The sequence below is a fragment of the Streptococcus caballi DSM 19004 genome, assembly GCF_000379985.1.
GTDB lineage: Bacteria > Bacillota > Bacilli > Lactobacillales > Streptococcaceae > Streptococcus > Streptococcus caballi.
On sequence record NZ_KB904091.1, the window covers coordinates 1 to 11,317 of the forward strand.

The 11,317-nt window shown below is 40.9% G+C and carries 11 protein-coding genes, 1 tRNA gene, 2 rRNA genes and 1 pseudogene; all 15 read left to right on the top strand.

What is annotated here, in order from left to right; genetic code table 11:
• Positions 1-103 (top strand): 23S ribosomal RNA (locus A3GS_RS0107750); the annotation flags it as partial.
• Positions 104-177: 74 nt separating this feature from the next.
• A 5S ribosomal RNA gene (gene rrf, locus A3GS_RS0107755) occupies positions 178-293 on the top strand.
• Positions 294-298: 5 nt separating this feature from the next.
• Positions 299-372, top strand: a tRNA-Asn gene (locus A3GS_RS0107760).
• 68 nt (positions 373-440) lie between these two features.
• A pseudogene (locus A3GS_RS13075) lies at positions 441-671 on the top strand (IS3 family transposase); the annotation flags it as partial.
• Between the two features lie 131 nt (positions 672-802).
• Positions 803-1,276, top strand: coding sequence for a hypothetical protein (locus A3GS_RS0107765; RefSeq protein ID WP_018364859.1), 474 nt, complete (start codon positions 803-805; stop codon positions 1,274-1,276).
• A 173-nt stretch (positions 1,277-1,449) separates the two neighbouring features.
• Positions 1,450-1,716, top strand: coding sequence for an ACT domain-containing protein (locus A3GS_RS0107770; protein ID WP_018364860.1), 267 nt, complete (start codon positions 1,450-1,452; stop codon positions 1,714-1,716).
• A gap of 17 nt (positions 1,717-1,733) precedes the next feature.
• The gene (locus tag A3GS_RS0107775) at positions 1,734-3,071 is read left to right on the top strand and encodes a PFL family protein (RefSeq protein ID WP_018364861.1); all 1,338 of its coding nucleotides are present in this window, start codon (positions 1,734-1,736) and stop codon (positions 3,069-3,071) included.
• Between the two features lie 74 nt (positions 3,072-3,145).
• Positions 3,146-3,847, top strand: coding sequence for a histidine phosphatase family protein (locus A3GS_RS0107780; protein ID WP_018364862.1), 702 nt, complete (start codon positions 3,146-3,148; stop codon positions 3,845-3,847).
• On the top strand, positions 3,834-4,610 hold the full coding sequence (locus tag A3GS_RS0107785) for a M15 family metallopeptidase (protein WP_018364863.1): 777 nt from the start codon (positions 3,834-3,836) through the stop codon (positions 4,608-4,610). Before A3GS_RS0107780 ends, A3GS_RS0107785 begins: the two co-directional genes overlap by 14 nt.
• On the top strand, positions 4,610-5,197 hold the full coding sequence (locus A3GS_RS0107790) for a glycoside hydrolase family 73 protein (protein ID WP_018364864.1): 588 nt from the start codon (positions 4,610-4,612) through the stop codon (positions 5,195-5,197). Before A3GS_RS0107785 ends, A3GS_RS0107790 begins: the two co-directional genes overlap by 1 nt.
• A 158-nt stretch (positions 5,198-5,355) precedes the next feature.
• Positions 5,356-6,390 (top strand): heat-inducible transcriptional repressor HrcA, encoded by a 1,035-nt coding sequence (hrcA, locus tag A3GS_RS0107795; RefSeq protein ID WP_040807633.1) that lies wholly within the window; start codon positions 5,356-5,358, stop codon positions 6,388-6,390.
• Complete coding sequence (grpE, locus tag A3GS_RS0107800; RefSeq protein WP_156808890.1) at positions 6,390-6,971, top strand: nucleotide exchange factor GrpE; 582 nt, start codon at positions 6,390-6,392, stop codon at positions 6,969-6,971. Before hrcA ends, grpE begins: the two co-directional genes overlap by 1 nt.
• Before the next feature lie 343 nt (positions 6,972-7,314).
• On the top strand, positions 7,315-9,147 hold the full coding sequence (gene dnaK / locus A3GS_RS0107805) for a molecular chaperone DnaK (protein WP_018364867.1): 1,833 nt from the start codon (positions 7,315-7,317) through the stop codon (positions 9,145-9,147).
• A 369-nt stretch (positions 9,148-9,516) separates the two neighbouring features.
• Complete coding sequence (gene dnaJ, locus A3GS_RS0107810) at positions 9,517-10,662, top strand: molecular chaperone DnaJ (RefSeq protein ID WP_018364868.1); 1,146 nt, start codon at positions 9,517-9,519, stop codon at positions 10,660-10,662.
• Between the two features lie 449 nt (positions 10,663-11,111).
• A partial coding sequence (locus tag A3GS_RS0107815; RefSeq protein ID WP_018364869.1) for a helix-turn-helix domain-containing protein occupies positions 11,112-11,317 on the top strand: 206 nt, incomplete at its 3' end.

Below are 11,317 nucleotides of genomic sequence, written 5' to 3' on the forward strand. Positions count from 1 at the left end.
ATATCAGTAAGAGCCCTGAAAGATGATCAGGTTGATAGGTTAGAAGTGGAAGCGTGGTGACACGTGTAGCGGACTAATACTAATAGCTCGAGGACTTATCCGAAGTCAATATTGACAGCGTAAGGTTAACTTGATACAATATAGATATTCAATTTTGAATGGATAATCATTCAAGAGTTAAGTGACGATAGCCTAGGAGATACACCTGTTCCCATGCCGAACACAGCAGTTAAGCCCTAGTACGCCTGAAGTAGTTGGGGGTTGCCCCCTGTTAGATATGGTAGTCGCTTAGCATTTATCCGGCATAGCTCAGTTGGTAGTAGCGCATGACTGTTAATCATGATGTCGTAGGTTCGAGTCCTACTGCCGGAGTAGATAACCGTTGGGAACGTTGAGAAATCAGCGTTTCTTTTTTATGCAAAAAAAGTACGAAAGCACCTCAGATTTTGGAAGCATTCGGAATCATCCGTTCACTTAGTTAGGTTAGTTGTTCTTATGACACTGCCGTAGCTAAGAGCGCTTATCATTCCTTCAAGATTGAGTTTAGCAACCAAGAAACTTTCTATTTACTGGAAGAATTAACCCTTAAAATCAAGGAATATATCGACTGGTGGAATCAACACCGCATCCATGGCAGTCCCAATTACCAATACCCTATCAAGTTTTTCTGAGTGACATGAAAAGTCTAACTTCATTTGACAATTTAGATTGAGCAATAGTTGTCCAACATGACATTAATGTCATGTTGTTCTTTTATCTTTTATCTTATACTGTAACTATCAGTTAAGAGGAGGTAAAAAAGATGGCTGATTTTGATAAGATTTTTAGAAAAGTAAGGCCGATTGTCTTGAAGTTGAGACGACTATATTATTTACATTTATGGGAGTATGACGATTGGATGCAAGAGGGTCAGTTGGTTCTTTTCCAGCTTTTGGAAAGACACCCAGAGTTATCAGACGATGATAGGAAGTTGGCTATTTATTTTAAAACTAAGTTTTCAAACTATATTAAGGATAAGATTCGACAACAGGAAAGCCAAAAGCGAAAGTTTAATCGTATGGCGTATGAGGAGATTGGGGAGTTAGCGCATAGTTTGGCTTCTAAGGAGATGCTTTTGGATGATTATGTGGCTTATCAGGATAGTTTAAGCCGTTTGGAGGAGATATTGACCGAAGAAGAGAAGGAGTTGTTGGAAAGGGCGACTTGTGGGGAATGCTTTGCGGGGAAGAAGGCCTTTCTCAGAAAGATTGAACCTTACTTGAAGTGGTTTCAATAATCAATTACCTTTGAAGTTAATCAATCGCCGGGATAGTTAGGGTTATTTTTTAGGAAGTGTAGATTGGTAAGATAATGTTCGGAAATAGCGGATGATATCATTTGTTTTCCTGAAAAAAATAGCCTTTTTTGATGTTTTATGATAAAATTGAACAAACAATAAGGAGGACGAGTATGAAAGCAATTATTACAGTAGTTGGCAAAGACAGATCAGGAATTGTAGCGGGTGTTTCCACAAAAATAGCTGAATTAGGTTTGAATATTGATGATATTTCGCAAACTGTTTTGGATGAATTTTTTACTATGATGGCAGTTGTGTCTGCAGATGAAAAGAAAGATTTCGCGCAATTACGTTCAGAGTTGGAAACCTTTGGCGACTCTCTAAACGTGAAAATCAACATTCAGAGTTCTGCTATTTTTGATGCTATGCATAATTTGTAAGATTGGAGTTTTCTTAAATGGATATTAGACAGGTTACTGAAACCATTGAAATGATTGAGGAGCAGAACTTTGATATTCGTACGATTACGATGGGTATCTCTCTTTTAGATTGTATTGATACGGATATTAATCGTGTAGCTGACAAGGTTTATCAAAAAGTTGTCAGTAAAGCTTCAAGTCTTGTGGCAGTTGGAGATGATATTGCCGCAGAATTAGGGATCCCGATTGTTAACAAACGTGTATCTGTGACACCAATCTCTTTGATTGGGGCAGCGACGGATGCGACAGACTATGTTCCAATTGCAAAGGCTTTGGATAAGGCTGCACACGAAATTGGTGTAGATTTTATTGGTGGTTTTTCTGCTTTAGTGCAGAAGGGCTACCAAAAGGGTGACGAAATTCTTATCAACTCAATTCCTCGAGCTTTAGCTGAGACGGAAAAAGTATGTTCTTCAGTTAACATCGGTTCAACTAAGGCTGGTATTAATATGACGGCTGTTCGTGATATGGGGCGCATTATCAAGGAAACTTCTGAAGCATCTGAAATAGGTCCTGCTAAGCTAGTCGTTTTTGCAAATGCAGTTGAAGACAATCCTTTCATGGCGGGAGCTTTCCATGGTGTGGGGGAAGCCGATGTGGTCATCAATGTCGGTGTGTCAGGGCCGGGTGTTGTTAAGCGTGCTCTCGAAAAAGTTCGTGGTGAAAGTTTTGATGTAGTTGCTGAAACAGTCAAAAAGACAGCTTTCAAGATTACGCGTATTGGTCAATTGGTTGGGCAAATGGCTTCGGAACGCTTGGGTGTTAAATTCGGTATTGTTGATTTATCTCTTGCTCCGACACCTGCTGTTGGGGATTCGGTTGCTCGTGTTCTTGAGGAAATGGGCCTTGAGACGGTTGGCACCCATGGTACAACAGCAGCGTTAGCTTTGTTGAACGACCAAGTAAAAAAGGGTGGAGTCATGGCTTGTAACCAAGTGGGTGGTTTGTCTGGTGCCTTTATCCCTGTCTCTGAAGACGAGGGAATGATTGCCGCAGTGCAATCAGGTTCGCTCAATCTTGAAAAATTAGAGGCCATGACAGCCATCTGTTCAGTGGGCTTGGACATGATTGCCATTCCTGAGGACACGCCTTATGAAACAATTGCGGCTATGATTGCGGATGAGGCAGCTATCGGTGTTATCAATCAGAAAACAACAGCGGTGCGTATTATTCCTAAAGGAAAAGAGGGTGATATGATTGAATTTGGAGGACTTTTGGGTGCAGCTCCTGTCATGTCAGTCAATAAAAAATCATCAGCTGATTTCATTGCCCGTTGTGGACAAATCCCTGCTCCAATTCATTCTTTTAAAAACTAAGGATAAGCACTTGCAAGTTTTTGCAAGTGTTTTCAATTAATGGTATAATTACTCATGATTGAAAGGGGAAGATTATGACAGTCACTAAACTATATCTTGTACGTCATGGAAAAACTATGTTTAATACAATCGGTCGTGCTCAGGGTTGGAGTGACACTCCTTTGACTAGCGAGGGAGAAACTGGAATCAAAGAACTGGGGCTTGGTTTAGAGGATGCAGGAATTACCTTCAAGGAGGCTTTTTCAAGTGATTCTGGACGAACTTTGCAAACCATGGAAATCATCTTAAAAGAGTGCCATCAGGAAAATATTCCTTATACACGGGATAAACGCATTCGTGAATGGTGTTTTGGTAGCCTTGACGGAGGTTATGATGGTGAATTATTTAACGGCGTTCTCCCAAGAGTTTTGGATAAAGACATGAGTCAGCTTTCTTATCAAGAAATGGCCGAAGGGATTCGTCAAGTGGACACAGCCAACTGGGCGGAATCTTGGGAAGTCTTGAGTCATCGCATTTGGGATGGTTTCCATGCCATTGCTGAAAAAATGGAGTCTTTAGGTGGGGGTAACGCAATCGTTGTCAGTCATGGTATGACTATTGGGACATTCTTATGGCTTGTTGATCACAATACATCTCGAAGCCTTGGACTTGATAATGGTAGTGTATCAGTGCTTTCCTATGAAAATGGTCAATTTAAGATAGAATCTATTGGTGATATGTCCTATCGCCATCGTGGTCGGGAAATTTTACAAGAAAGAGAAAATGAAGAAGAATAATATTTCAAACACTATTATAAAAATATTGTTGGTTGTTGTTTTTATTATGGGGATTTACCTTTTTGTCAAAAAAGATGAGACATCTACGATAAGCAAGCAGTCGCAGAGTGAAACAACCTCTGCCTCAATTTCTGCGTCATCTAATAAGAAGTCTTCAACTACGAAAAAATCTCAGCACCGCGATTTGCCTAAGGTATCAAGCAGCGATTGGGAGCTGGTCTTGGTCAATCGTGACAATATCACAGCTGAAATGAATCCGAGTTTGACAGACGTTTCAGGCATCTCGGTAGACAGCCGCATTTCAGATAAGGTTAGTCAGTTTTTAGCAGCAGCACAAGCTATTGATGCTAGCGAACATCTGATTTCAGGGTATCGTAGCGTCGCCTATCAGGAACAACTTTTTAACTCTTACGTCCAACAGGAAATGGCTAATAATGCTAACCTAACTCAGAAGGAAGCTGAGGAGCAGGTTAAAACCTACTCACAGCCAGCGGGAGCTAGTGAACATCAAACTGGTTTGGCTATTGACATGAGTACGGTGGATTCGCTAAATGCCAGTGATGCAACGGTCGCTGCTAAGGTGCAAGCCTTGGCACCAAAATATGGTTTTGTTCTGAGATTTCCTCAGGGAAAGAAAGATTCCACAGGAGTTGATTATGAGGATTGGCACTTCCGCTACGTTGGCAAAAAATCAGCCAGATATATGACAGAAAACAATCTGACCTTGGAAGAATATTTGGATTTGTTGAAGGAGAATGAGTAATGCGAAAACGGCTCTCTTTGATTCCCCTCTTGGGATTGGCATTCCTTGTTGTTTTGTTACTTTTTATTCCGCTGCTGAGGCATTTGGGACTTCCCAGTGCTAATCAGAAACAGGCAGTCTCTTATGATAAGAAGACATTTATTAAAATGGTAGCCCCTTTAGCACAAGAAACCACGAAGTACTACGGGATTCGTCCTTCTCTGATAATAGCGCAAGCCAGTCTGTCTTCTAATTACGGTCAGACGCTCCTTGCTAGCAAATACCATAATTTATTTGGAGTTAAAGCGGAGGCTGGTGATCAATCAGTGACACTCAATAATCAGGTTTATATTATGGGAAAATGGCAGAGCCAGGCTCAGAAGTTCAAAAGATACTCTTCTTGGGAGAAATCCGTTTATGATTATTTAGACCAGCTCAAGAATGGTCAGACACTTGATAAGGAGATGTATACCATCCTAGTTAGCAAGGAAGGTTACAAGCGAACAGCTCAGCGATTACAAGAATTAGCCTTTGAAAAAGATTCTCAGTATGCCAACAAATTGGTTAAAATCATTGAAGAAAACAATCTGACCGGCTACGATGAGTAGTAAATCTAGGTCTTAAGATGTATTTTTAGCACTCTATTGAAAAGAGTGCTAATTTTTTGTGTTTTTAGCTTGACAGCTAGTTTTAAAGGAGTATAATAAAAACATAAGTTAGCAGTCGATATGTTAGAGTGCTAAAAAGAAGTGAGGTGATTGTTTCTGTGATTACGCAACGACAGAATGATATCTTAAATCTGATTGTAGACTTGTTTACGCAGACACATGAACCTGTCGGCTCTAAGGCACTTCAGTCAACTATTGATTCTTCTAGTGCAACCATTCGTAATGACATGGCTAAGCTTGAAAAACTTGGACTTTTGGAAAAAGCACATACGTCCAGCGGTCGTATGCCAAGCACAGCGGGCTTTAAATATTTTGTTGAGCATTCGCTGAGTTTGGATAGCATTGATGAACAGGATATTTATCAGGTTGTCAAGGCCTTCGACTTTGAGGCTTTCAGACCTGAGGATATTTTGCAGAAGGCTAATCAGATTTTGGCAGATATGACAGGTTATACAGCTGTGATTTTGGATGTTGAACCTGCTCGTCAGAAACTGACAGCCTTTGATATTGTTCAGCTGTCTAGCCATGATGCTTTGGCAGTGTTGACTTTGGATGGGTCCAAGCCCGCGACGGTTCAGTTTGCGATTCCAAAAAATTTCTTATCACGTGATTTGTTGATTCTCAAGGAAATTGTAGATGATCGCTTCCTCAATCGGACGGTTATGGATATTCATTACAAGCTTCGGACGGAAATTCCTCAGATTGTGCAGAAATATTTCACAACAACTGATAATGTTTTAGATTTGTTTGATTACATTTTTGCTGAGCTTTTCAAGGAGACCGTCTTTGTTGCTGGTAAGGTTAATTCCTTGGACTACGCAGATCTAAAAACTTATCAGTTTTTGGATGATGAAAAAAGTGTTGCGCTAGCATTTCGCAATAGCATGCGGGAAGATGAGATGGCTGTTGTTCAGGTGGCAGATAGCAAAGAGTCTGCACTGGCTAACAGCACGGTCTTGATGCACAAGTTTCTCATTCCTTACCGAGGATTTGGTCTTCTCAGTTTGATTGGACCGATTGATATGGATTATCGCAGAAGCGTGAGTCTGGTCAATATTATCGGGCGCGTACTTGCCATGAAGCTGGGTGATTATTACCGCTACCTAAACAGCAACCACTATGAAGTTAATTGATGAAGAGATTGCTAAATAAATTAAGGAGGCACAGGGTGTCAGAAGAAGTAAAAAATGAAGAATTAAATAAGGAAGTAGAGGCGACTGAGACTGCTGAAACAACAGAAGAAACAGCGGAGGAAGTCACTGAAGAAACTTCTGAAAATAAGGAGTTGGAAGATGCTCTAGCGCGTGCTGAGGATTTTGAAAATAAATACCTGCGTGCGCACGCTGAAATGCAAAATATCCAGCGCCGTGCTAACGAAGAACGCCAGTCATTGCAGCGTTACCGTTCACAGGATTTGGCTAAGAAGATTTTACCAAGTCTTGACAATTTGGAGCGCGCTTTGGCTGTTGAAGGATTAACAGACGATGTCAAAAAAGGTCTTGAAATGGTACAAGAAAGTCTCGTTCAAGCACTTAAAGAGGAAGGAATTGAAGAAGTTGAAGTTGAAAACTTTGACCACAACCTACACATGGCTGTTCAAACCCTACCAGCTGATGATGAGCATCCAGCAGATAGCATTGCACAAGTCTTCCAAAAAGGCTACAAACTACATGAACGTCTGCTTAGACCAGCAATGGTAGTGGTCTATAACTAGCCAATGTCGCTAGTTGCTAAAGCAGCTTACTACCTTGTCCGAAACGACAGAAAACTAGGTGCTCAGTCAGAAATCTATGATTTCGTTACCCCGCGAGGCTAACTAGAATTCTCATAGCCTAACAGACGTAGAGAATTCTAACAATGAAAGTAATAGCAAGCCGAAGGCTTACTAATATGATACTTTTCGCCATGGTGGTACAATAGCAATTTTATTGCTGTTGGCGGAAATTTTGAGACCTTAGGCTCAAATTTTAGTAATGGAATTCCGTAGAGAGTCGCTTGCGTCCGCACCATTTTAGAAAAATATCAAAAAAGAATTTCAAATAAAAAGAGGTAAAAATATGTCTAAAATTATTGGTATTGACTTAGGTACAACTAACTCAGCAGTGGCAGTTCTTGAAGGAACTGAATCAAAAATTATCGCAAACCCAGAAGGTAACCGCACAACACCTTCAGTAGTATCATTCAAAAACGGGGAAATCATCGTTGGTGATGCTGCAAAACGTCAAGCAGTGACAAACCCAGATACAGTTATTTCTATCAAATCTAAAATGGGTACTTCTGAAAAAGTATCTGCAAATGGTAAAGAATACACGCCACAAGAAATCTCAGCTATGATTCTTCAATATTTGAAAGGTTACGCAGAAGATTACCTTGGTGAAAAAGTGACTAAAGCTGTTATCACAGTTCCTGCTTACTTCAACGATGCTCAACGTCAAGCAACAAAAGATGCTGGTAAAATCGCTGGCCTTGAAGTAGAACGTATTGTTAACGAACCAACTGCTGCAGCCCTTGCTTATGGTCTTGATAAGACTGACAAAGATGAAAAAATCTTGGTATTCGACCTTGGTGGTGGTACATTCGACGTTTCAATCCTTGAACTTGGTGATGGTGTCTTTGATGTACTTGCAACAGCAGGTGACAACAAGCTCGGTGGTGACGACTTTGACCAAAAAATCATTGATTTCTTGGTAGACGAATTCAAGAAAGAAAACGGCATTGACTTATCAACAGATAAAATGGCTCTTCAACGTTTGAAAGACGCTGCTGAAAAAGCTAAGAAAGATTTATCTGGTGTTACTCAAACACAAATCAGCTTGCCATTCATCACTGCTGGTGCAGCTGGCCCCCTTCACTTGGAAATGAGTTTGACTCGTGCTAAATTTGATGATTTAACTCGTGATCTTGTTGATCGTACTAAGACTCCAGTTCGTCAAGCTTTGTCAGACGCTGGTTTGTCAATCTCAGAAATCGACGAAGTTATCTTGGTCGGTGGTTCAACACGTATTCCTGCCGTTGTAGATGCTGTTAAAGCTGAGACTGGTAAAGAACCAAACAAATCTGTTAACCCTGACGAAGTAGTTGCTATGGGTGCTGCTATCCAAGGTGGTGTTATCACTGGTGATGTTAAAGATGTCGTTCTTCTTGACGTAACACCATTGTCACTTGGTATCGAAACTATGGGTGGTGTCTTCACAAAACTTATCGACCGTAACACAACTATCCCAACATCGAAATCACAAGTCTTCTCAACTGCTGCTGATAACCAACCAGCTGTTGATATCCACGTTCTTCAAGGTGAGCGTCCAATGGCTGCGGACAACAAGACGCTTGGTCGCTTCCAGTTGACTGATATTCCAGCTGCACCTCGTGGTATCCCACAAATCGAAGTAACTTTTGATATTGATAAAAACGGTATCGTATCTGTTAAAGCTAAAGATCTTGGTACTCAAAAAGAACAACACATTGTTATTCAATCTAACTCTGGCTTAACTGACGAAGAAATCGAAAAAATGATGAAAGATGCAGAAGCTAACGCAGAAGCTGATGCTAAACGTAAAGAAGAAGTTGACCTTAAGAACGAAGTAGACCAAGCTATCTTTGCAACTGAAAAGACTATCAAAGAAACTGAAGGTAAAGGCTTTGATACAGAACGCGATGCTGCTCAAGCTGCTCTTGATGAATTGAAAGCTGCTCAAGAAGCAGGCAACCTTGATGACATGAAAGCTAAACTTGAAGTCCTTAATGAAAAGGCTCAGGCCCTTGCAGTTAAGATGTATGAACAAGCTGCCGCAGCCCAACAAGCCGCTCAAGGTGCAGAAGGCGCTCAATCATCTGATTCATCAAACAATGGTGGTGATGATGTCGTAGATGGTGAATTTACAGAAAAATAACTCGTTAAGAATGATTAATCACTAAAGGGATTGTCATTCTACGACAATCGCTATGGCGATTTACCTAAACGACTTACTAGCTCGAAAAGTGATTATTATCGAATTACTTTTCTCACGTCGTAAATAAAGCTCAAACTCAGAGGTTGTAACCCAGCCTCTGTTTTTGGCTAAAAGCGATAGTGCTAAAGCGGTTGAAGACCGCCTGATACGATAATTCCGCCGTGGTGAGAATGGTAGCATTATATGATGATGTCATGAGGGAATTTTTGAGACCTTGGGCTCAAAAATAAGTCATGAAACGACGCAGTCGGTTGCTAACGTCCCAACCACTTAAGAAAATTATCAAAAAATAAATATAAGGTATTTAATATGAACAATACAGAATTTTACGATCGTCTTGGTGTATCTAAGGATGCTTCGCAAGATGAAATCAAAAAAGCCTACCGTAAGATGTCTAAGAAGTACCATCCAGACATCAATAAGGAACCTGGCGCAGAAGAAAAATATAAGGAAGTTCAGGAAGCCTATGAAACCTTAGGTGATGAGCAAAAACGCGCAGCCTACGACCAATACGGACCTGCTGGAGCTAATGGTGGCTTTGGTGGTGGAGCTGGTGGTTTTAGCGGTTTTGATGGCGGAGCAGGCGGTTTCGGCGGTTTTGAAGATATCTTCTCATCCTTCTTTGGTGGCGGAGGCGGCGTGCGTAATCCTAACGCCCCTCGTCAAGGGGATGATCTTCAATACCGTGTTAATCTTCAATTTGAAGAAGCTGTTTTCGGTGCTGAAAAGGAAGTGTCTTACAATCGTGAAGCTGAATGTCATACCTGTCACGGTTCAGGTGCCAAGCCTGGTACGAGCCCAATCACTTGTACGAGATGTCATGGCTCAGGTGTTATTAATGTTGATACACAGACCCCACTTGGTATGATGCGCCGTCAAGTCACATGTGATGTCTGCCATGGAACCGGTAAGGAAATCAAAGAACCTTGTAACACTTGTCACGGAACTGGTCATGAAAAGAAAATGCACAAAGTTTCTGTTAAGATTCCTGCTGGTGTTGAAACAGGCCAACAAATACGTTTGCAAGGTCAAGGTGAAGCCGGCTTTAACGGTGGTCCTTATGGTGATCTCTTCGTTATTATTAATGTTCTTCCCAGCCAAAAATTTGAACGTAATGGTTCAACAATCTATTACACTATGAATATCAGCTTTGTTCAAGCTGCGCTCGGTGATACAGTTGAAGTACCAACGGTTCACGGAGATGTTGAAATGAGCATTCCTGCGGGAACGCAGACTGGTAAGACCTTCCGTCTTAAAGGTAAAGGCGCTCCGAAACTTCGTGGTGGCGGTCAAGGTGATCAACATGTGACGGTTAATATTGTCACCCCAACTAAGCTCAACGATGCTCAGAAAGAAGCCCTTCGTGCTTTCGCAGCAGCTGGTGGTGATAAGGCTGTACAACCAAAGAAAAAAGGCTTCTTCGATAAAATGAAAGATGCCTTTGAAGGAGAATAAAAAAGATGTCTCTAGTCTTTTAAATCATGACTGACAAATCAACTTTTTACAGTTGGTTTGTCTTTTTTTGTTGGAAATGATAGGTTATGAGACAGAAGCTGTTCTGAATTAGCTCCTTGCTTCTTCTGAAGGCTCGCTCACCAGCTTCCCTAGAATGATTGGCAGACTAAAAACGGTGTTTCTTTGCCTACTTCTATTTTGACTAATCTTTACTTAAGAATTATAACCGAAAAATAGGAGGAAAAGCAGGGCATAAAGGAGTGACAAAAGGACGAAAAGGTAGACTAGACTTATGACAAGAAGCTGGCCCTTTTTGAAAAAGCTACGGTATTTGTATGTGATAGTGAACTGAAATAAGAATAAAATGAGTAATCCTATGATATACTCCCCTTATAGTGGACAGTGAAAAAACAAAAATTTTCACTAGAAACTATAACGGGAGTTTTACTATGTCCAAAAGAAGTCCAAAGTCTGTCTCTGAAAAACTAGAACTTGTTCTACTTCACTCGGAAGAAGGGAAATCACTTAGTTGGTTAGCTAGGAACCATGGTATTTCTAAAGAAACACTATCAAACTGGGTTCGGAAATACAAAGAAGCTGGTGTTGAAGGGCTAGAGGAAAGCCGTCACTGGACGAAGTACAGTAAGGAACTAAA